The sequence below is a fragment of the Epilithonimonas pallida genome, assembly GCF_900182975.1.
GTDB lineage: Bacteria > Bacteroidota > Bacteroidia > Flavobacteriales > Weeksellaceae > Epilithonimonas > Epilithonimonas pallida.
Genome location: NZ_FXUO01000005.1, coordinates 244,573 through 267,087, shown reverse-complemented (window position 1 = coordinate 267,087; position 22,515 = coordinate 244,573). Strand labels below are relative to the sequence as shown.

The following is a 22,515-nucleotide window of genomic DNA, read 5'->3' as shown; positions in this document are numbered from 1 at the left end:
TATTATCAATTAAAACTTGTAGGTAACCGAAACAAACACAGATCTTGGCGGATTAGCTACCGTAAAATACGGCATATTTGCACTTTCTGCTGCCTGGTACATTTCAGGTGTGAAATTATCTAAAGGTGCTCTTTGATCTGCATAAGAACCTGGTCTTGTCCAACTCATTGTTGCATAGGTGTTGAACAAATTATTTACATTAACTGATGCTGACATTTTTGATGTAAATTCATATCCTGCGCCGAAATCAAACATTGAGAACGCCGGTAACGTAAAAGCATTGGCATTGTTCGCCTGTCGTTTTCCCATATAGTTCCACGTAAGAAGCGAATAGAATTTACCCAAATTAAGTGTCGGCGTAATGTTGAAAAACAATCTTGGTGTTGCTCCGGTTTCGTTTCCTGTGAAAGAAGCCACTACATCATCATCTGGCCCCGGATTATTTACAACCCAATAAGTTCCATTAGTGATCTTAGATTTCTGAACTGTTAGCACAGCTCTTATGCTCAGATAATCCAAAGGTCGTATGTTGGATTCTATTTCCAATCCTATCGTTCTGTAATCATTATACAACGTTGGCAAAGCATAGAAACCTCCTCCCGCCGATGCCGGCATTGTGGCAGATCCGCCGGAAGGCACTTTTTTCAGTACGCTATAGAATGGCGTTGCAAAAAGATCAAATTTATCATATTTTGCTTTCAGACCTGCTTCGAGCTGGTTGGTGGTACGCTGTCTCGGATCAAGTAAACCAATAGTGCTTTTACGGTTTGCAGCAAAATAAACATCCAAATCCGGTGATTTCTTCCCCTGGGAGAATCTTGAATATACAGATAAATTGGTATTAATTCTATAATTAACCGCCGCTGAATAAGAAAATGCGTTCAAAGTACGATCATAATCTACAGTTTCCAGATAATTAAGTACTGTATTATCATACATCGTGAGAGGATTTCCATCCGGACCTGCAGTAGATTTCAAATAAGCTCGGGTATTGTGCCCTTTGATATTCTGGCTTTCATAACGAACACCCCAGTCTAAGGTTAAATCAGAAGTAATATCCCAAGTGTGGCCAAAGAATCCTGCTATCTGTCTTTGCTTGGCGTAGAACCCTAACAGAGAACCATTATTACTTGCAAACTGCGCCATTCCATCAGGGTTTGTCATCTGGAATGTTCCGGTTCGATTACTACCTGGAATTCCATTAAAATTCATAATTGTCCCATTGAATTCCATATCGATAATTCTTGGATTTGGTTCCATTGTGGTAATGGCTACACCACCACCGCCGGAAACCCTCGCCACATCGGAATAACCTAAATAACCTCCCAATGCGAAGTTCATATTCCTCCACTTCTTGGTAATCGTTAACTGGTTAAGGACTTCTTTTACTTTGTTCTGATAGGTCTGAAGCGGTGTAATGAATACGGAATTGTTTCTAAGCGTTTGTCCCGGAAGATTGTTAGCTGTTACAGTATATACAGGATTGCTTCCTCCTGTCGGAATTACAGAGTTGATGCTATATAATACCTGACCTGTATTGTGATCTCTGAACGTAAAAGTTCCTGCTCCCGTTCCTACCCCGAACAGATCGAAAAAAGCTTTATTATCTGCAGCAATAATGGATGTGCTGGTGGAAGTATTGTAACGCACATCGTTATTGGAAACTCTTATCTTATTGTCAAGATTCCAACCGTTTCCTAATTTTTGCTCCCAGTTCAGTCCTACGGAACGGTATGTATTGTCAACCTGTCTTCTGGAATCATAATGTAGGTTTCCACCTTCCACAAAATTCCCCTGATCATAAGTGACTGGCGGTAAAAGGATAGAGGAACTGTTATCAAATCCTTCTGCAGGTCTCGGATCGCCATAGCCTCTGGTCGGGATGGCCATAGAATAACCATTCCTGTCCTTCAGATATTTTACATACAATTTTAATGATCCGGAATTATATTTTTTTACAATGTTAGCTTTTACCTGTCCACCGTTATTTAAAGGATAAGCACCCGGAGATCTTGCTCCCTCGTCATAACGGTAAAATCCACCAATATTAAAAAACAGGTTTTCTGCTAACGGTCCGCCGATATTAAGGTCGGTACGGTAAAGTCCATTACTATTTTTCCCCTGAAGTCCTGTTCTGAATCGTGCCTCACCAGCTAATTTCTTTCCTCCTGTTTTAGAAACATAATTGAAAATTCCTCCAGGCGCATTTGCTGTAGTAATGGAAGAAGAACCACCACGAACAGCATCAAGTCTTTCTATAGTAGCATCTGCTCTAAGAAAGAAATCGGGGCCGTAGTTGTAGTAAGTCGTATTAGTAATCGGTAAGCCGTCTTCCTGCATTGATACATATTCGTAACCGAAACTTCCATCCTGTGTTCCTACGGTAATCCCACGCGAAGCAACACTGTTTCTAATTTCCCCGTTTGAAGAATTGACATATACACCCGGAACATTTTTCAGGAGGTCGGGAGCACTCACAGCCACCTGCTTTTCCAAAACATCTGCTTTAAGTACTGAAATCGCAATCGGCGAATTCATTCTTAAACGTTTGTCAAAAACTCCGGTAACTACCACTTCGTCGATGCTTTTTGATTTGAGAGAGTCCTGTTGGCTTTGTTGTGCATAAGCATTGTTCAGATAGAGCGACGCAATACCCACAATGAAAAGAATTGATTTGTTTTTCATATCAGTAGTATTTAAATGTTGTTTAATTTTATTAAATGTTGTTTTTAAGTTTTAAGTAAACTCCATTTGTCCATCCAAATCCATCCTGATTCGGATATTCTCCTCCACCTGCAATGCTATTGGTGTCCTCTACATTATATTTTTCCATCAGCTTTCCAGTGTTTTTGTAAACTCTTTCTACATTTTTGCACCAGTTATTTTTTATTTTATCCGCCAGATCATTAAAGCCATAATTTTTCATTGCTTTAAATCCCAGCCATTGATAAGGCGCCCATGCATTTGGAAAATCCCATTGCTGGCCAGTTTGTTTGGTTGTTGTAGCCAAACCACCTTTATACAGTAATTTTTCTTCAATGGTTTTTGCTGTTATTTCAGCTTGATCGTGTGAAGCAATTTCAAGGAATAGGGGATATAGTGTAGCAATACTTTCGGAAGCTGTATTTTCATTTTTACCTAAGTGAAAATCTTTGTACATCGTACCTTCCCAAAAATAAATATCAATATTCTTCCTGCGGCTTTCAGCTCTTTTTTTGTAATAGCTTTCTTTTTCTGTTAAATTTTGAATTTCCGAAGATTTTGCCAATGTTTTTTCCAAATGCCATAAAAGACAATTCAGATCAACCTGTGATATATTCAAAGTTTCAATGGTCTGTATATTTTCGCCGTCTGCAAACCATCTGCTGGAAAAATCCCAACCCGATTCGCAGGCACTTCTGATGTTCCTGTAAAATTCTTCCCCGGCATTTACACTGTCTTCAATATCAATTAAATAACTTTCAGGGCGGGGTTCGTTCTCAGCATCGTAATATCTGTTCAAAATATCTCCATGAATCGTTTTTACCACTCTTTTCACAGCCGAACCGTTTTCCAGTTTTTCAGCTCCGTTCATCCAGAAAGCATGCTCTTTTTCTAAAGTATCGTGATATTTGATGTAAATATTTTCGTCTTTCGTCGTTTCAAAAAGCAGATCCAGCATCAGTGAAAAATAAGGTGGCTGGGAACGGCTTAAGAAATGAGTTCTGCTTGCATTTGGCACAAATCCTACATTCTGGATTAAATAGGAACAGTTTTCAATAATATTTTCCATCATTTCCACTCTTCCGGAAACCTGTAAGCCCAGCATAATATAATAACTGTCCCAATAGAAGAACTCATTAAAACGACCTCCGGGAACAACGTAAGGTTTTGGAAGTTTCAGCAACGTTCCTTTTTCTTCATAAGCAGTTCTTGTCAGTTCATCCCATAATTTTTCGATGTGTTCTTCAATTGGCAGATGATCTTCTCTCTGAATAGAAATTTTAGCTCCTAAAAAATCGAAATTAGACATCACGAATTCCTTCAAATTAAAATTTTCAAATTGCTTTTCGGCTTCATACTTTGCATTAATTTCTTCAATCGGAAACAGCGGAACCGCATCGGTCATCATTTTCTGATCTTCAAAGACCTGTGATCTTTGCACATCATCAAAAAGAGCCTGAATTTCATTTATGTATAGCTGTTTGTTCATCTTTATTTTTTAGGATTTATTTTTAATTTATTCATGAAAATTGCCGAAATAATCAACAGTGAAAGCGGAATCAGCGAAAGGTAGAACGCCTGTTGTCCACTGAATTCCTGAAACACAAAACCTGTAATAATCGAACCGATCGTTCCTCCGATTGCAGAGAAAACCACAATTAAGCCGGACATTGCACTGTGTAAATATTTCGGAATCGATGCTAAGATCACCGAATTAATACTTGGATAAATCGGGGCCAGCAAACCGCCCATCAAAGGAAATAAATACACGACCAACGGAGCATTTAACCAGGTTGTGGTTGTATCAATGTTAATGTTATGAGTTAAAGGTAAAACCAGTAAAATACTTATTGCAAAACCTACCACGCAAAAAGAAACAACATAAATCCAACTGAATTTTTTGGAGAAAAAGCCTGATAAAAATCTTCCCAGTGCGAAAGCTCCCGCTAAAACCGCTCCCGCCTGAATGCTCATTGAGGTAGGAACTTTTAAAATTTCTTTGTAAAAAGTCGGTGTCCAGGTCTGGAAACTTTGCTCCACCAAAACGAAAAGGAAAGCGCACAGTAAAAAGAATAAGACTTTTTTATAACTGAATAAGCTCACACTGTTTTTAAGATCTCCCAGCAAATCTGTTTTCTCGCTTTTTGCTTCGTGTTCGTCTAGTTTTGTGAAGAATAAAAACAAAAAAGACAGTGTTGAAATGCATCCTAAAGCCCAGTATACATTTAACCATTCAGTTGATTTTGGGTTATGATCATCTATGAACAAGCTGAATAAAACATTTCCCATTAATACGCCGATCATAAAAAAACCTTCCAGATAACCCATAAAACTTGAATGCTCTTTATCTGTATCCGTCACCAATCCGATGGATGTGAAAACGGAAATTTTAATTAAAGCAAAAGAAACTCCGACAATCGTAAATAATAGTTTAAAAAACCAAAATTCATTTGCGAAGGGCATCACAAAACACATACAGCTTACCAAAAGCAATGCGATCAACATAGAGTTTTTAATACCGATCTTCGGTAAAAATGAAGCCAGAATAAATGAACAAATAGCAATCGGCAGGTCTTTGAAACCTTCCAGCACGCTTGCTGAAGATTTTGAGATCCCGAAGTTCTGCTGCATTTGTAAAATCACCGTTCCCACAGAATTCAGGAGAATTGCAAAAACAAAGTAATTTAAAAACAGAATGATGTTGATTCTAAAATTTTTCATTCATTTTAATCTTGGTGACAAAAGTATTAACATTGCGTTTACAATTATTTCACATAATAAATCATTATTGTCACTGTATTAATTATTATAGTATATTTAGTTTGTATTAATTATTAAAGTAATGAAAGTAAGTTACGAAAGCATCATTCCGGATAAAAACTGCTCTTTTAGAACATTACATAATAATGTGGCTGTAAAAGAACTAAAATGGGAATACCATTACCATCCCGAGATAGAATTGATATGTGTAGTATCAGGAAGCGGTACAAGACATGTTGGTTATCACAAAAGCAATTATATGAATGGGGATCTGGTATTGATAGGGCCCAATATTCCTCATTCAGGATTTGGAATCAATTCTCTGGATCCCCATGAAGAAATAGTAATTCAATTTCGAGAAGAAATTATAGTTTTCCCTCGGGAAATTGAAGAGATTACCGCTTTAAGAAAATTAATTGCGTTGTCTAAGTTTGGAATACTATTCAATTCTAAAACGAAAAAAAAAATATTACCTAAACTTATTCAGTTATTTGAAACTGAAAACTCAAAAAGGTATATTCTCTTGCTGAATATATTGTTCGAATTATCAGAGGAGAAAGATTATGTTTTGCTGAACAAAGAAGTTATGCCACACACAATTATCTCGAAACATAAAGAACGTTTGCAAGTTATTTTTACCTTTCTTGAAAAAAATTATGATAAGCCGATTGACATCAATGAAGTTGCGGATCTTGCTAATCTTACCTTACCTGCATTCTGTAATTTTTTCAAAAAAGCAACTAAGATTACTTTTTCAGATTTTGTCAATCAATACAGGGTTGAAAAAGCTTGTAAATTGTTAATGGAAGGTAAAAGCATTACAGAAGCGTGTTATAATACAGGCTACAGCAGTATTTCATATTTTGGTAGAACTTTTAAGAAATACATGGGTAAAAGTCCTACAGAATTTACGAACGGATTAAAGTAAATTAGAGAGCAATATACTTTTTAGTGTACCCAAAATACAGTAAATACAAATATTATTAAATTTTACTATTTTATATATTTGAGATGGATGTACATTGAAATATGTAGTTGCTTAAATACAGTAATTTGTATACTTGGATATACAAAATTACGAATTTTACTTATTAAAAAATCAAGAGTTCAGCCTAATGCAAATAAGACAAACTTCTAGATCCCTTATTTTCATTAAGAGAAATCCCCCAAAAATAAATTCTCAATATAGCGTCTGTATATTTATCTTTTTGAGCCTTATTAATACTCTTTCTTCCTAATCGTTTTATATGAGTAAATCAAGAAATTTCCGCTCAATGTGATTGGTCTCTCTTCGTTTATTTGGAATTAGTTTAGGGTAGATATTCAGGCGATCACTATAGATTTTTTTGGATTTGCAAAAAGTAAAGTATCAGTAATATATTGAATTGTTTTAGTTGTTCTTCTACCAAACTTATAGTCAATTACTTTCTTTGTCTCCCTGCAATATGCTGCAACTACCCACCGCTTACTTTTAGTATACGTTTTTAACTCATCAATTTCGATTGTAATATTCTGAGGGATTGGTGGCTTAACAACTTTAGAAGCGATTTTTAAAATCTTTTATGATATGCACGATAAGAACAGTTCCCAATAAACTTCTTTTTGCATTTTTTGCACTGATAGCGCTGTTTATTTTGTGATGTTATTCCTGCCTTGATACAGTAGCTGTAATTACAGTGAATACATTGATTTCGCCGTTTATTCATAATGATTTAAAGTAAATTAACAACTCCACATCTGAACCATCTGATATAAGAACAGTACATTCCGGGATCGCTATTTTGCTTTTTAGTCGGCAAAAATAAAAAACGATGCACTATGTACATCGTTTTTTTTATTATATCTTTTATGATATTGATAATCAATGAAGTTAATTAAAAACTCCATATCTGTACCATTACCTGATTTAATAGTTGCGATCCGGACGGGACTCGAACCCGCGACCTCCGCCGTGACAGGGCGGCATTCTAACCAGCTGAACTACCGGATCAATTTTCTTTTAAAGTTAAAATTGTAAAAACTTTTTTTGCGATCCGGACGGGACTTGTTCTGATTTGAAAAACTCCCTATCCATAAGCTTTATATCGTTCTCTTATTTTTAGGTCACCGAATAGGTCACTTTTTAAACAAGATTAAGATTGTTTGTTTTTACTGGTGCAAATATAGGTCTTTTTTTATTTTTTGCAAATTGTTTTACTAAATCTCATGAAAAATCATTGTAAATACCAGATTCTCAAATATAAAATTCTTAAACATTTTTACTAGTCAATTAAAATATATTGATTCTGAAATTCATTCATAGTTATTTAAACCAAATTAACAGCTCCACATTTGTACCATCTTGTATAAGTTAGTACATTCTTTAGTCATCATTTTATCTTGCAATATATTTTTCTATTATTATGATTATTAAAAATCTTTTATAAAACGCCATATCTGAACCACTACAGAAGGAACTAATTTTTCAAATAGTTGGAAATTGAAATATTATGTGCTTTAAAATACCAATTGTCGTATGGTTAGATTCGTAATAAGATTTATGGAGTTTGTTTGAAATAAGATTTAAGGTTTCAGAATTTCTCTTATCTTTTATTATTAAAGAATTTACACCATCAATTGTTTTTTCTACATCTCCTTCAAGATTATACCCCAGCATGCATCCTATTGGATATTTTTCAGATATATATCTGTCCATCCCTTCATTTATATAAGCTCGTTTTAGAGCGGAATCATTTTCTTTTAGTCTTTTGGCCTCCATATAACATTCAAATCTCTGCATCTTCCAGACTTTAAAATACACAAAATCGATTCTTGGAAGTTTATCTGCAAAACCTTTCAACTGACTGTCTACCTCTTTAATTAACTTTTTTTCAGTTTTACAGGTAATACCTTTTTTCAAGGAAAGTTCGTTCTCATTAACATGATGCCCTAGCAATTCTGAGAAATCATTCTCAAGCCAATCAGTTTGATATTTTTTTTCAGCAATTACAGTATTATACGCATTAACAATTAGTACAATACAATCTTCAGCAAAAGCTTTTATGTAAACATCACTAAGCTTCATCGTGAATTCCATTTAATATTTCCACGATTAACTCAGAAGAATCTTCCAAGGCCATTGATTGAGACCAAAACCTTCGTTGATTGGGACGAACCATATAGATATCGTTATCTATTTTAAAATTAAGTTTCTTTCTAAAATAAATGTTTGTAGCTTCTTTTTCCCACAGATTCCTGTCCAACTCTTCTAATTCATCATCAACCATTTCTTCAGAGAATAAAATATCCTTTTTTACTGTGTCGTGCGAAAGCTTGATTATCATCAATGGAGAAGATTTTAGGCTTCTTGATTTGTAAACTGTTGCATTTACAAAAACATCTTGACCCTCCAGAAATTCATTTAATTTTGCAACAATTATTTGCGCATATTCATAGGGTTGCTCTTTTAAAGTTGCGCACAATGCGATGGAACTTTCCTGTTTATGAAATAAATCAATATTGTAGATTATACTGTCACTTATAAGTGCTCTTTCGTATTCATCAAAATCAAAACTTTCATATATTACATTATCTATATTTAGATTTATAAAATAATCAATTTCTTGATTCTCAAAATCATCTTCTAAAAATGTCTTTGATTTAATTTGTGACAAAATATTTTTTGTCGAATCCTTAATATTTAAGCTTTGTTCTTCATCTAAATTAATTGGAATAGATAAATACTCGTTTTTCATTATCTGCTCCCTTTCTATTCCATAAGAAGAAATTGTCATAAATAGATAATAAGAACTTAGCTTTGAATTGAAATAACTTAATAGAACAAACAAATTATCATCATTGCTACCATCGGTATAAAAACCATATACACCATCTCTAAATGAACATTTTTGTTCAATATAGGATGCGCAAACACTATTATTTTCTAATCCTTTTTTTACAATAATGTGTGGATTAATAAATGCATCGATATCACCTAATCGTCGGAATGCTGTAAGCTCTTCAATTTCATCAACGTGATTTACATTATAAAACTCTTTATAGAATTTTTTTGCTTTTTGTGTTTTTATAACATTAACCACTGGTGCCAAATCTTCTTTAGGAGTATAATACTTTTTAATAAAATCAGTATCTAAATAATCTAGTTTTGTTAAAACTTCTGAATACTTTGGAGCATCTTTTTCTTGTGTAAGAATTTGAAACCCTACTCCAGAGCTTATATTTGTTTTATTTATAAATTGTTCGATTGTGTCCAACTTAGGAGAACTGAGACGTTTTATCAACTCCCAGTCGTTTAACCCACCCCACATCGCAACTTTCCATATTTTGGTATCCGGCTGCTTACATTCCTCCCTAGGTAAGTATTTTATGTCCGTCCAATCAATACTTAAACCCTCAATAACATTAGATTTGACATACGTTTTTGGCGCGTAGTAAGTAATGGTATCGCTTTGATGATCTGGTATTTCATTTTTATAACAAACGATACTAATTGGACCTGTCGCATCTCCAAATAGCTGACCTCCGAAACCTTTTTTTGCTTTGCGTAAAATCGAAAAATTAAATACCTTTTCGACATAACATTTATTGAAAAGCCAATTTCTAAAGTTTTGGTAAGTTGTACCTGTATTAGTAAGTACTTTTGTATTAAAAATCAATACAATTTCCCCTTTAGGTGCAAATGTGGTTGCTTTATGAAGAAAAGGTAAAACTTTTTCTTTAGCAAACTTTTCTTTATCACAGTAATATCTAATAGTTTCAGATAATTGATCTGTTCCGAAAGGCGGATTCCCCACAACCAGTTGAAAATCTTTTAATTCGTCTATCGCAGATAAATCAGAAATGGTATCTCTGCAAAAAAGGTTTTTCCCCTTTTTTTCTTCGTTCGCTTCATTTGAGTCATCAATCAGATAGGGTAACCTGTATTTCCTGTCCTGCCAAAGATTTTTAGGATCTAGTTTATCGACTAAAGCCATATACAAACTAAAAGCAGCAACTTTAATAGCTTGCGGATGAATCTCGATGCCGAAAATATTATCTTTTAAAATTTGAACCAAAGTGTCAAAATCAGAAAGAGATGATAAACTATGTGCATTTTCATACCTCTTTACCAACCGTTTGAAACTTTCTACCAAGAAAATCCCAGACCCGCAGCTGGGATCTAAAACTTTTACTTCATACTCTTTTTCCCCAGAATTAACAGGGAGTTTTTCGTTTAAAATAAACTCCACCAAAGAAGGGGGCGTATAGTAGGTTCCAGAATCCTCCTTCAAAATAGGATCGGTTTCCGATAAGAAATTTTCATATATTTCACTTAGTAATTCAATTTGAATTATCTTAAAGTTAAAAAGTCTGAAATGTTTCCAATCATCATCAAATAATTGTTTTGTATCATTCTTTTCTCTTCCTCTGATAAAACAAGTCTTAATAATAAGTAACTGCTCTTGACTTAGACGCTGCTCCGAATCATCTATAGTAAATACATTGCCGTTAAAATGTGTGGCCAACTTTGTGAAAAGAGTATAAGTAGCATCAACATCATCTAAAATATCAAAATATGATTCTGCACCTTCCTGTATTTGATTGTAAAAATCTTTTTCAGCTGCGCCTCTATCTTCAAGATACAAAAGAAATAATGAACGGAGTATAATTTTATGAATCAGTTCAATTCCTAATCCCTGACTCTGTATAAAAGAACTCGTATTGACAAAACTTTTTACTAAAAAATTATCTACTCGTTTTTGTAAATTGACTTTATCTCTAATAAATTGTGCTTCCTCCAAAGTCCAGATAATCCCAGTATCAATTGCTATTCTCGAAAACAGCTGATTAAGCTCTTGTAACCTAACCTTATCCGAATATAGATAAGACTGTATTTCAATAGTTTGAAGTTCACTTTTGTAATTAAAAGCATCTTTACTTAAAAGAAGTGGTTTTTCGGAACAATTGTAAATTCTAATTTCATTATCAGAGTAAACGTATAAAAAAAGGACTTTTTTGTAGTTCCAAATCTTACGCTGAGTTTCAGCAATATCTTTTAATATCTCTTCACTACTGAAGTTCGAAACTTTTTTTAAAAAAACAGCAGGAAAACTACTGTTGGTATTTTCGTCTCTGTTAAAATAAACTAAGTCAATGCCAAATTCCTTTTCCTTTAATTCTTGTATAATAACAGCCTCACTGCCCAATGATTTCTCTTCATCGAAATGAATGGATTTTGACCTTTCTAGATCAAGAAATTTAAGTATATCCATCAGCTATTTTATAATTTTACATCTATAAAAAATCTGTCTTAAAAGTACAATTTTTATAGATGCAAAGTTACTCCATTTTAATCTGAATCACCTAGAATTTCACTTGTAATATCAATATCAAATTAAACATTTCACCATCTTCTGATCTTTTTGCATCTTGTAATTGCAATTAAGCAATAATTCTTCAGATGCTAGTTCAGCATAAATATCATATTACACCAACGCCACAGTTTACAAATTCTGAATCATATATTTGGTAATCAATTTACTAATGAAAATTAAATGATAGTATTTTAGATTATCCCACACGAAATTTTCACATAATACATATGGGCGTGTCTGTAATATTTGTTAAAAAATTAAGGTAATTATATACTTTGGTGTACAAAATTATCTTTCTTAATTGAAAATCAAAGATTGTTTGAACAAACACTTTAGTTGATTGTCGTAATTTTATACAGCTAAGTGTATGGCACATTAAGTATGTCATTACCTCTATTTATTGTGTTCTTCAATAAGTACAGACATATATTTATTAAAATTTGAAACCTCATCCTCCAATATGGAGAAGAACTCCAGATCAGTATTCTCAACTTCTATCAGAGCTTTTTGTAGTACCTCTGCGCCGCTATCAGTTAGCTGAATAGTTTTTGCTCTGGTATCTGTCTTATGTTCCTGTCTTGTTAAAAAGCCTTTCTCTTCCAACGTACGCAAAACTTTTGAAACCATCATTCGGTCGGTATTACTTTGATTTGCGATATCAACCTGAGTTACCGAATTACTGGTTTTAGAAAGCCAGCCTAACGCCGCCAATAAAACAAATTGTGTCTGTGTTAAATCCAACGGATCCAGACATTTTTTTATTTTCCGTTGCCAAAGCATCGTTACCTGCCCAAGCAAATACCCCGGACTATTCTTTGGACTCTTAAAATGAAATTCAATTTCTTTAGACATTATTATTAAGCATTTTTGATGAAATTAGCTCGAAATCGTGCCTGTTGATTTCAAAAAAACCTAAACGGAACTGATACCCCCAATTCTGCTTATTTTCAATAAAATCCAGATCATTAATTAATGGAAGAACAGATGTATCCCGTGATGGAATGAATTCTATGTTTCTTCTTGAGGGGCAAAAATTATCAGAAACCTGATAATCATAAACTTTGTCATCCTTTACTTCACCCAAGGCTGTAAATTTCTGACACTTCTCAGTTTTTCCCAATGTTTGCTTTCCCGAATAATAGATGATAAAATCGCCTTTCGCCATTCTCTTTAACGGAGCCGCTTTTCCGTGATAGGCTTGGGCGATTCCCTGTGCAATTCCATTTTTAACGTGATCCTTGGACGCTACTGCTAACCAATACTTTATTTTCTTGTTTTCTATTTTTTATAAACTTACAAACCCTGTTCGCTATAATTTGCTTTAATTATTTTGACTCTAGGAAAGTAAGTTTATAACCGTCAAGATCCAATATATGAAATGCTCTTCCAAAAGGTGTTTCTATAATTGGTCCGGTCGTCTGTACCCCGTTAGAAATTAGTTTTTCTTTTAGTTGATCAACGTTTTCTTCTACAGCAAACCAAAGTGCAACTCCTGTACCTAGTTCCCTACCCTCAAGCGCTTCAAGCGGTGTACGAATTGCGAAACTTGCTTCTCCTTCGTTATACTTAAAAACACACGCCTGCGGATTTACATCTTGTATTTCAAACCCTAATTTCTCAGTATAAAACTCTTTTGATGCATCTAAATTTTTCACCTGTAATGATGCGAATGTTAATTGTTTCATTGTCTAAATATATTTTTGTTGTTGCAAATATAATATTCACAACAACAATATGCAAATTTTTAAAAATTATTTTTTTAGTTTGGTTTGAAGAAGACGATAATTAGTTAATAGATTACAGCGTTATCAATAAGAAAAATCTCAAATACAATTAGAGAATTTTCTAAATCATTCACCCCTATATACAGCTTAAATATATTTAATACTTTTAAATGTATCTATATCCGCTTAAATGATTGTAGAGTCTCCTGTTAAGATAACCTCAACCAATGTAACAACTCACATCTGAACCTTTACCTTAATGAAACAGATTCGTTGTAGGTTTTTTATTTTTGTAAAAAGTGATAAACCTGCAACTGGAAATAATGGATTAATGCTACAATTTGCATTAATCGTGCTATCTGCTTTCTATATATTCAAATACATTTGAAGATTAATAAAAATTAAAGACAATATGAAAGCATTAGTTTATTACGGCGACCACGACATTAAATACGAGGAAAAACCAAAACCTGAAATCTTAAAACCTACCGATGCGATTGTAAAAATCGTAAAAACAACTATTTGTGGAACCGATTTGGGAATCTACAAAGGAAAAAATCCTGAAATAACACCAGGAAGAATTTTAGGACACGAAGGGATCGGAATCATAGAACAAGTGGGAGAAAGTGTAACCAATTTTAAAGTGGGTGACAAAGTGCTGATCTCTTGCGTAACATCTTGTGGCTCCTGCGAATACTGCAAAAAACAATTATATGCTCATTGTAAAGATGGAGGTTGGATTTTAGGATATATGATTGACGGAGTTCAGGCAGAATATACAAGAATTCCACACGCAGATAACAGCCTTTACAAATATCCGGACACAATCGAAGATGATGTTGCAGTAATGTTGAGCGATATCCTTCCGACAGGACACGAAATTGGTGTACAATACGGAAATGTAAAACCAGGCGATGCGATTGCTATTGTTGGAGCGGGACCAGTTGGGATGTCTGTTTTATTAACTTCTCAATTCTACTCTCCGTCAACCATTATTATGGTGGATATGGATGAAAACCGATTAGAATTGGCTAAAACTTTAGGGGCAACGCATACGGTAAATTCTGCGGTGGAAAATGCGGAAGAGGCAATTAAAAAAATTGTTGGAGAAGAAGGTGTGGATGTGGCAATCGAAGCAGTGGGAATACCTCCAACCTGGGATATCTGTCAAAAAATTGTAAAACCCGGAGGTCATCTTGCCAATGTTGGTGTTCACGGCGTGAAAGTAGATTTTGAAATTCAGAAATTGTGGATTAAAAACCTTACGATAACAACAGGATTGGTCAATACGAACACAACACCGATGTTGCTGAAAGCGACTGCAACCAACAAACTTCCTCTAAAATCATTGATTACGCACCATTACAAATTAGACCAGATTGAAGAAGCATATCAAGTATTTTTAAATGGAGCAAAAGAAAAAGCAATGAAAATTATCATAGAAGCAAATTAATTAGGACTAATCAAAATATGAATAAAAAACATCTTTTTTAAGATGTTTTTTATTTTTTACGAAACAGAAGTGTTCATTAGCTGATATTGCTTCGGCGTAATACCTTCGTACTTTTTGAACATCCGTATAAAATAATTACTGTCTTCAAAACCTGTTGCAAACGAAACCTCATTGATATGAATATAAGGATTATTTAAAAGTCTTTTGGCATATTTTATTTTTTCTTTAATGATAAATTCTGCCGGACTCATACCCAATTCTCTTTTAAAATTACGGTAAAATGTACTCGAACTCATACAGGCGTATTTGCTGAGTTCTTTCATCTGAATCGGTTCACCAATGTGTTTTCGGATATAATCGACGGAAGAAGCAATCGGACTATTGGCTTCCATAACCAAAAACTGGTTTTGGTCGAGTCGTTTTGCCGTTTGTGTCTGTACAATCCGAATAATCAATTCCTGCAAACTCAGATATGAAAGCGCATCTTTTGCAACATTTTCGCTCATACATTCTTTCGTTATTTTGTTGATGGCATTCGCTAAATCCTGACTGTTATAAAAATAATAAGTCTCAAAATCAATTATCCATAAATTCCCTGTTCCCTCTTTCGGAAATTTATCATTCAGAAAATCCAGTGTATCATTAATAATTCCTTTATCAATTGCCAAAGCAATGCACTGCGTCGGTCTGTTTTCAGAAGCTTCCGGAAAATCTACTTTAAAACCTGATTTTGGAGGAACGATAAACGTTTCTCCCGGAAGATATTCAAATGGAGTTCTATCCTGATAATGAATTCGTTTTTTGCCTCTCAACATACTTGTTACAACAAAATCATTAAATTCTAAAGGAATTTTTTCCGAATACTGATGTGTTTCAAAGAGACTCAGCTCACAGTTTTCCAGTGAAAAAACGGAACGGTTCTCAATCAAAGTCTGAAGGGATTTTTCGTGAGAAAGTTCTACACTATGAAGTAATGATTTTTGAAACATTTATGGATTGGAATTATTATCAACTGATAAAAGTAAAATTATCAGTATTTTTTTTAGGTAAATTAAACAAAAAAAATAAAACTACTAAAATAAAAATCAGTTACTTGTTTATCTGCTATTTTTGCAATCGCATTTTTTTATTAGGTGGTTTGATTACTATCCGTTTTTCATTAGGTCATCAGCAAGTTTAGGTAATATTTGCTGTATGAATTTTAAAAGTTTTACTCTACCAATATTACTTTCAAATCGATCTTTTTTGAAATTGATTAAAAATTCATTTACAAGTTGTTTGGGGGTAATTTTACCTTTTCCGCGCCCTTCTGTCATTGCTGTATCAACCAGCGGTGGCAGTATTTCAAATACTTTAACCGTTGTATTCTCCAATTGGTAACGAAGTGCTTTTGTTGCATTGTGAATTGCAGCTTTTGTTGCACAATAAATGGGCGCGGATTTTTTTGGAGCCAATGCAAGTCCTGATGAAATATTAACAATTGCTGCAGTTTGTTTTAATGCTAATATTGGGAGTAATCCATAAACAATCTGCATTGGACTTGTAAAATTTATTCGTATCTCATCTTCAATTTTTCTGTGACCATCTTGTTCGTCCAGCCAGTTGTAATTATTTTGAATACCTGCATTGTTAATTACAACATTAATGTCATTATGTTTTTCCAAGCATTGGTTGATTAAGTTGATTACTGAAATGCTATCGCTTAAATCACAAAGCAGTATTTCAATTTTAGGAAATTGAATTTTAAGTTCGTCCAAATTGTGTTGATTGCTGGAAGTAACAATTAATTTATTATCAAGATTATAAAATTGCTGAACTATTTCAAAACCAATTCCTGAAGTTCCGCCTGTTATTAAAATGGTATTATTAGATAATTTCATAGGGTCTATTTCAAAGTGTTTTTTAATTCATATTCTTTCAATGCTTCCGAATATAATTTTATAAATGCGTGGTTAGAATACGGGTTTTGGCTTGTTATAAGTTCTCTGTCTCGAATTGCAAAATTCGCTGCCGGACTTCCTTTTTTGTGTTTCAAACCCATTTTTTTGAGTTGTTGGGCTATTTTCCTATTTTCGGGTTTGCCTTTCATCACAAAATTTTCAATAAAAGCTCTTCCAATCCTGTTACAGAGTTCACTTTATAACCGATAAAGGGGTTTTCTTCTCTAGGAATAGAGAGTATCAATGCGGGAGCGTGGCAAATTAAACCGATTGCTTTTCCTTTGGTTGAAAATTCTTTTAAAAGCCTTTTAATTTTCTTATCATATATTAAATCTGCCATTAGACCCTGGCCACCAGGAATTATTATTCCAGAATATTGATTTATATTTTCCAAACCATTTTCGAGTGTTTTCGGAGTATTGAATTTTTCATTATTCTGAACAAAATATTTGGCTTCCTCTAAAGGAGAATTTCTTCCTTTCCAATATTTTTTATTTAAACTTTCTTTATCAATAGATGGTTTTATACCGAAAGGGGTTGCAAAATCTACTTCATACCCTAAACTTATAATTTCTTTATACGCTAAATAAAATTCGCTTAAAAAAACACCTGTTTCTGTATATGTTTTGCCATTTTTTAATTGAAGCTCTTTAGCAGCACTCATCACAAAAAGAACTTTCCTTTGAGAGAATACAGACGAGAAACACAATAGGCTGATAATTGCGAGCATTGACCTTTGTACCATAATAATGTTTAATTTGAATTATGGAACAAAGAAAAAAAGAACGTATGTTCTATCCATTTACATATGTAAAGGAATCATTTTTTTGCCAGATTTCTTCTGATTCGGCTTAGCTGTGTTGGTGTAATTCCTAGATAGGAAGCTATATGATACTGAGGAATCATTTGTTCCAGACAGGGGAAATTTTGTTGAAAAATAAGGTAGCGTTTATCTGCATCCAGCATTACAAGATCAACTTCTCGTTCTTCCTTGTGCACAAAGAATAGTTCTGCAAGTTTTCTTCCAAAACGTTCAAAATCTTGATAGTTTTCGTAAAGGCTTACCACATCTGTGTAATTTATTATCAATAACTGACAGTCGGTAAGAGCCTGTTGATTGATTTTATTAGGTTCATTAGTGATTAAAGATGAGTATCCTGCAACAAAGTTATTGGCTAAAAAGAAGTGTTTATTATATTCTGTTCCTTCATTATTTCTATAAAAAGCCCTAATAATACCATTGGTTAGAAACCCTATTTGTTTGGCAGTTTCTCCATCTTTAATAAAATAGTCGCCTTTTTTTAATGTTTTTTCGGTAAACATCTCTTTTACTTTATTCCAGGTTTCATCTTTGATTGGAGAAACAGAATTCAAATAATTATATAGTTCCGTCATTAAAAAGATTGCTTTCGTTATTATTACTCTGAGGTTTTCCGCACCCCTTCAATACAATGAGAAAAATACAACAATCAGGTGTTTATATATCTTAGCTATTTTGCCTGATTAATCTCTCCAACTCATCCGCCTGAAAAACTCCGGATTGTTTCCATTTGACTTCACCGCTCTTGAAAATCATCAGCGTCGGCACACTTCTAATTCCGAACTGTGCAGCAACTGCTTGATTTTTATCGACGTCAATCTTGATGATACTTGCCATATCGCCAATATTTTTTTTCAAATCCTGAAGAATGGGAGCCTGCATTTTGCAAGGACCGCACCATTCTGCAAAAAAATCCACCAAAACAGGTTTGTCCTGGTTGATAAGTTCCTGAAACTTATTCATTTTGCTATATTTTTATTTAATTTCCTCATATTCCACCTCATCATTTGTTTTTTTTGAATTGCGAGTCGGTACAGAACAATTTCCTGTTGTACAACAGCCGATATTCAACAATGGCATTGCAACAAAAACTGCTCCAACAGCAACCAAAATCCACATCCCGGATTTTACGGCTTCCACAACAAGGAAAATTCCCATTGCCAAACGAAGCAACCGTGCAAAGTTCCAGTTTTTCAATATATTTTGTATCATCTCTTTTTTTATTTGGTAATAACATTATCATTTTCTAACCATTCTTTCATTCCGCCAGAAAAGTTTTTAACATTACCGAAACCGTTTTTCTTTAGTAAAGAATACGCAATCGCTGCTCTGTCACCACTTTGGCAATGGATAACTACCTGTTTATCACGAGAGATTTTGTCTAAATTTTCTTCCAATGTTCCCACAAAAACATTTTCGGCATTTTTAATATGCGCTGTCTCATATTCGGTTTTGTTCCGTACATCCACCACCTGAACATCTTCTCTGTTCAAATAAGTTTTAAAATCTGCAATATCAATAACATCAGCAGTTTGCAAATCCAATCCCAGATTTTTCACATCATCAATATAACCCATCATCTGATCCATACCGATTCTCATCAGCTTTCGGGTAAGGTCTTCCATCTGTTCTTCTTGAGCGACCAAAATGAAAGGCTCAGAATAATTAACCAGCCAGCCCATCCACGTTGAAAAAGAATTGTTTCCTTGAATATTAATACTTTCCGGAATAAAAGCTTCTGCAAAATCAACTTTATTTCTGGTATCAATCACTTTTACTCCGCTGTTGTAAGACTCCAAAAACTCGTTCTTGGAAAGTTTTTTGTGTTTTGGAACTTCCGTTAACAAAGATCTTTCCACTTTATTGAGCTTTTTCATCATTGCAAAATATTTTGGAGGCTCAGGCTGTCCTTCCAGCAGATATTCTATAAAGCCTTCCTCATCTTCTTCATACTGAAAAGCCCAGTTTCTGATTTTCTCATAACCAACCGTTGAGCTTGGAACCGACCCCAAAGACTTACCACAAGCAGAACCGGCACCGTGCCCCGGCCAAACCTGAATAAACTCTGGCAGCTTGCTGAAATCCTGAACAGAATGAAACATTTCTTTCGCTCCTTTTTCTTGGGTTCCTGTAATTCCGGCAGCTTTCTCCAATAAATCAGGTCTTCCGATGTCGCCCACGAACACAAAGTCTCCTGTAAAAATCATTACCGGTTCATCTGTCGCAGGATGGTCTGTTAATAAAAAGCTGATACTTTCGGGAGTATGTCCCGGTGTGTGAATCACTTTTAGCGTGAGATTGCCAACATTGATTACTTCTCCGTTTTTTAAACCTATATGCGGAAATTCATATTGCCAATCTACACCACCTTCATCTGAAAGATACATTTTTGCTCCGGTTACTTCCGAAAGTTCCCGAGAGCCTGACAAAAAATCGGCGTGAATATGTGTTTCTGTGATGTGGGTAATGGTCAGATTATTTTCTTTGGCAATCTCAAGGTAAGTATCAATATCTCTTTTAGCATCGATGACAATCGCTTCACCTTTTGCCTGACAACCAATCAGGTAACTTGCCTGAGCAAGACTTTTATCATAAATATGCTGAAAAAACATAATACTATTTTTAAAGTTTACCAATACAAAGTTATGTCTTACTGTTTTCTTTTTCAGTGACTTCGATTACATAAGAGAAATTATTTTTTAACAGCAAAAATTCTCACCACAGACGCTTCACCTTTATGATAATCTCCTTCGTTGAGCACAATCGTTTTTACAAAAGCTTCCTTTATCTCAAAATTTTCGAAATCTTTTTTTAATTCTTCAAGGTCATACAGCATTTCATAATCTCTCGGCCCTCCTGATTGTGGATTTCTTTGCTGATATTCTTGCTGAAGTTTAGAAAAACCTTCCAATATAAGATAGCCTCCGGGTTTTAAAAACCCAGACAGTTTCCTGTGAAATGCTCTTCTCGATTCTCCCGGAAAGTGTGCATAAATCATAGCTAAAGCATCAAAAGAAGAATTTGGATATTCTATATTTTCTGCATTAGATACTGTGTAAGAAATTTCTGTATTGTTTTCGCTTGCCCATAAAAGTGCTTTTTTCTCCCCTTCTTCACTTTGGTCAAACGCTTCTGATTGCCATCCTTTTACAGCTGCATAAACCGCATTCCTGCCCTCTCCTTCTGCAGGAAAAAGAATTTTCCCGGATTTCAAAGTATCTAACTTTTCTTTCAAATATTCATTCGGCAGCTTCCCATAGGTAAACTCTTCCTGACTGTAACGATTGTTCCAAAAATTTTTCTGATACATATTAATTATTTTCCCTTATAAAATTAATTCTTTTGCGATAATATAAAATCCCATCACTAACACAAACCATCCGAAACCAACTTTAAGTTTTTCTCCAGAAATTTTTCCTGATAAAAATATCCCGATGAAAATTCCTACAACAGCCAATAAGGTAAATTTTATAAGCAGACTCCAATCTATTACCGAATGTTCTTGGGTAACAAACCCAGTGAAACCAATTGCAGAATTGATTGCAATAATAAAAAGAGAGGTTCCTACCGCTGATTTCATAGAGATTTTTGAAAAAAAGACAAGAACAGGAATAATGAGAAAACCACCTCCGGCTCCCACCAATCCGGTAACAATTCCTACCAATGCTCCCATCAATACAATCATCAGATAATTGAAATCTGATTTTGAATCATTTTTATGCTTTTCACAATCTTTACAAGGTCGAAGCATTGATACCGAAGCCAATACCATGATAACAGCAAAAATAATCATCAGAAAAACAGGTTTAGTAAGGTGAAAATCTTCTTTTTTTAAAACAATTTCAGGAATCAGAGGCATAAGATACGCTCTGGTAAGATATACGGTAATAATGGAAGGAATCCCAAAAAACAAAACGGCATTAAATTCTATCTTCTGCTGATTAAAACTTTTGATTCCCCCCAATAACGAGGTAATTCCTACCACAAATAATGAATATCCCGTCGCTGAAACAGGATCAACACCCAATATATATACCATAATAGGAACAGTAAGAATAGATCCGCCACTTCCTATTAATCCGAGGGAAGTTCCTACTAAAACAGCTAAAATATATCCCGCTAACATTTGATTATATTTTTCAAAAGACAAAATTATAATCTATGGATATTCAAGTCAGTAACAGAAGTTACAGAAATATTTAAAATTAAAAAACTCGGTTTCTAATAATGATTTGTTCTTACTTTTTCATTTTAAATGTACTATGTAAGATTGAGTTGTAATGTGATCTTTATCACATAAGGTCATTTTTGTTTCAAAACAACATCAATAATCTCAGGAATACTGACAGATGACGCTTTTTCAAACGGAATTTCGTTATTCTCCAATTCTGTACGCAAACGTTTTCCCATTGCATAATACATCAACAAATCTCCTTTAGAAAACAACTCCAAAAGTTCCCGATGATTGTGACGCTGTTCTCCAGAATGCGTTCTGCAACAGCCTTCATCCTGATGTTGATGCGGATTGGGAACAAATGATTCAGAAACCACATTTCCGTTTCCGATTTCGTAAAAGCCAAATTCTTTGCATCTTCCGGTATGAACAGCTATGGTTTCACGGTCGTTGGTAGGAATAATAATTTTCATAACTTCTTATTTGAGTTTCCCTTCTCTTTCTAATTTTTTAAACAACCAGAATGTGAGTCGGTATGATACATAAATCATTACCGGAAGCGATATAAATTGTAAAATTTCTTTGAAA

Annotated in this window: 23 protein-coding genes and 1 tRNA gene; 2 read left to right on the top strand and 22 right to left on the bottom strand. The window is 34.1% G+C overall.

Annotated features, from left to right (window positions below):
• Positions 1-9: 9 nt before the first annotated feature.
• Genes QOL71_RS11700 through QOL71_RS11690 form a run of 3 tightly spaced genes read right to left on the bottom strand, consistent with a single transcriptional unit; the run spans position 10 to position 5,424 of the window.
• On the bottom strand, positions 10-2,685 hold the full coding sequence (locus tag QOL71_RS11700; RefSeq protein WP_283417090.1) for a TonB-dependent receptor: 2,676 nt from the start codon (positions 2,683-2,685) through the stop codon (positions 10-12).
• 31 nt (positions 2,686-2,716) lie between these two features.
• A complete protein-coding gene (locus QOL71_RS11695; RefSeq protein ID WP_283417089.1) occupies positions 2,717-4,192 on the bottom strand; it encodes a trehalase family glycosidase in 1,476 nt (491 codons plus the stop codon).
• A gap of 2 nt (positions 4,193-4,194) precedes the next feature.
• The gene (locus QOL71_RS11690; protein WP_283417088.1) at positions 4,195-5,424 is read right to left on the bottom strand and encodes an MFS transporter; all 1,230 of its coding nucleotides are present in this window, start codon (positions 5,422-5,424) and stop codon (positions 4,195-4,197) included.
• A 121-nt stretch (positions 5,425-5,545) separates the two neighbouring features.
• Here QOL71_RS11690 and QOL71_RS11685 point away from each other — a divergent pair, with 121 nt between their 5' ends.
• A complete protein-coding gene (locus QOL71_RS11685) occupies positions 5,546-6,391 on the top strand; it encodes an AraC family transcriptional regulator (protein ID WP_283417087.1) in 846 nt (281 codons plus the stop codon).
• Positions 6,392-6,786: 395 nt separating this feature from the next.
• Here the strand turns inward: QOL71_RS11685 and QOL71_RS17720 are convergent, their stop codons facing one another.
• The 8 genes from QOL71_RS17720 to QOL71_RS11655 form a co-directional block, all read right to left on the bottom strand.
• Complete coding sequence (locus QOL71_RS17720) at positions 6,787-6,960, bottom strand: hypothetical protein (protein ID WP_430395194.1); 174 nt, start codon at positions 6,958-6,960, stop codon at positions 6,787-6,789.
• A 53-nt stretch (positions 6,961-7,013) separates the two neighbouring features.
• A complete protein-coding gene (locus tag QOL71_RS17715; RefSeq protein ID WP_417323516.1) occupies positions 7,014-7,169 on the bottom strand; it encodes an IS1/IS1595 family N-terminal zinc-binding domain-containing protein in 156 nt (51 codons plus the stop codon).
• Positions 7,170-7,379: 210 nt separating this feature from the next.
• A tRNA-Asp gene (locus QOL71_RS11680) sits at positions 7,380-7,453 on the bottom strand.
• Positions 7,454-7,927: 474 nt separating this feature from the next.
• Positions 7,928-8,527: a hypothetical protein gene (locus tag QOL71_RS11675; RefSeq protein ID WP_283417086.1), complete on the bottom strand. Its 600-nt coding sequence runs from the start codon at positions 8,525-8,527 to the stop codon at positions 7,928-7,930.
• Entirely contained in the window at positions 8,517-11,714 is a 3,198-nt protein-coding gene (locus QOL71_RS11670) for an HsdM family class I SAM-dependent methyltransferase (protein WP_283417085.1), read from the bottom strand. Before QOL71_RS11670 ends, QOL71_RS11675 begins: the two co-directional genes overlap by 11 nt.
• Before the next feature lie 495 nt (positions 11,715-12,209).
• Positions 12,210-12,668 (bottom strand): MarR family winged helix-turn-helix transcriptional regulator, encoded by a 459-nt coding sequence (locus tag QOL71_RS11665; RefSeq protein ID WP_283417084.1) that lies wholly within the window; start codon positions 12,666-12,668, stop codon positions 12,210-12,212.
• Positions 12,661-13,083 (bottom strand): EVE domain-containing protein, encoded by a 423-nt coding sequence (locus QOL71_RS11660; protein WP_283417194.1) that lies wholly within the window; start codon positions 13,081-13,083, stop codon positions 12,661-12,663. The genes QOL71_RS11665 and QOL71_RS11660 overlap by 8 nt, the downstream gene beginning before the upstream one ends.
• Positions 13,084-13,141: 58 nt before the next feature.
• The gene (locus QOL71_RS11655; RefSeq protein WP_283417083.1) at positions 13,142-13,501 is read right to left on the bottom strand and encodes a VOC family protein; all 360 of its coding nucleotides are present in this window, start codon (positions 13,499-13,501) and stop codon (positions 13,142-13,144) included.
• 451 nt (positions 13,502-13,952) lie between these two features.
• Between QOL71_RS11655 and QOL71_RS11650 the strand changes: the two genes are divergently transcribed.
• Positions 13,953-14,993 (top strand): zinc-dependent alcohol dehydrogenase family protein, encoded by a 1,041-nt coding sequence (locus tag QOL71_RS11650; RefSeq protein ID WP_283417082.1) that lies wholly within the window; start codon positions 13,953-13,955, stop codon positions 14,991-14,993.
• Positions 14,994-15,049: 56 nt separating this feature from the next.
• On the opposite strand, the gene QOL71_RS11645 is transcribed toward QOL71_RS11650, so the two are convergent.
• The 11 genes from QOL71_RS11645 to QOL71_RS11595 all read right to left on the bottom strand — a co-directional run bounded on the left by QOL71_RS11645 (position 15,050) and on the right by QOL71_RS11595 (position 22,400).
• Positions 15,050-15,982, bottom strand: coding sequence for an AraC family transcriptional regulator (locus QOL71_RS11645; protein WP_283417081.1), 933 nt, complete (start codon positions 15,980-15,982; stop codon positions 15,050-15,052).
• A 156-nt stretch (positions 15,983-16,138) separates the two neighbouring features.
• Entirely contained in the window at positions 16,139-16,873 is a 735-nt protein-coding gene (locus QOL71_RS11640; protein ID WP_283417080.1) for an SDR family oxidoreductase, read from the bottom strand.
• 5 nt (positions 16,874-16,878) lie between these two features.
• A complete protein-coding gene (locus QOL71_RS11635) occupies positions 16,879-17,082 on the bottom strand; it encodes a type 1 glutamine amidotransferase family protein (protein WP_283417079.1) in 204 nt (67 codons plus the stop codon).
• Positions 17,082-17,597: a type 1 glutamine amidotransferase domain-containing protein gene (locus QOL71_RS11630; RefSeq protein ID WP_283417078.1), complete on the bottom strand. Its 516-nt coding sequence runs from the start codon at positions 17,595-17,597 to the stop codon at positions 17,082-17,084. The genes QOL71_RS11635 and QOL71_RS11630 overlap by 1 nt, the downstream gene beginning before the upstream one ends.
• A 155-nt stretch (positions 17,598-17,752) precedes the next feature.
• Positions 17,753-18,328 carry a Crp/Fnr family transcriptional regulator gene (locus QOL71_RS11625; protein ID WP_283417077.1) on the bottom strand — a complete coding sequence of 192 codons (576 nt, stop codon included), beginning with the start codon at positions 18,326-18,328 and terminating at the stop codon, positions 17,753-17,755.
• Between the two features lie 91 nt (positions 18,329-18,419).
• Entirely contained in the window at positions 18,420-18,716 is a 297-nt protein-coding gene (gene trxA, locus QOL71_RS11620; RefSeq protein ID WP_283417076.1) for a thioredoxin, read from the bottom strand.
• 12 nt (positions 18,717-18,728) lie between these two features.
• Complete coding sequence (locus QOL71_RS11615; RefSeq protein ID WP_283417075.1) at positions 18,729-18,965, bottom strand: hypothetical protein; 237 nt, start codon at positions 18,963-18,965, stop codon at positions 18,729-18,731.
• Between the two features lie 8 nt (positions 18,966-18,973).
• Positions 18,974-20,365 carry an MBL fold metallo-hydrolase gene (locus QOL71_RS11610; protein WP_283417074.1) on the bottom strand — a complete coding sequence of 464 codons (1,392 nt, stop codon included), beginning with the start codon at positions 20,363-20,365 and terminating at the stop codon, positions 18,974-18,976.
• 80 nt (positions 20,366-20,445) lie between these two features.
• Positions 20,446-21,063, bottom strand: a complete 618-nt coding sequence (locus tag QOL71_RS11605) for a class I SAM-dependent methyltransferase (RefSeq protein WP_283417073.1) — start codon at positions 21,061-21,063, stop codon at positions 20,446-20,448.
• A gap of 15 nt (positions 21,064-21,078) precedes the next feature.
• Positions 21,079-21,879: a sulfite exporter TauE/SafE family protein gene (locus QOL71_RS11600; RefSeq protein ID WP_283417072.1), complete on the bottom strand. Its 801-nt coding sequence runs from the start codon at positions 21,877-21,879 to the stop codon at positions 21,079-21,081.
• A gap of 176 nt (positions 21,880-22,055) precedes the next feature.
• Positions 22,056-22,400 carry a NifB/NifX family molybdenum-iron cluster-binding protein gene (locus tag QOL71_RS11595; protein WP_283417071.1) on the bottom strand — a complete coding sequence of 115 codons (345 nt, stop codon included), beginning with the start codon at positions 22,398-22,400 and terminating at the stop codon, positions 22,056-22,058.
• Positions 22,401-22,515: the final 115 nt, after the last annotated feature.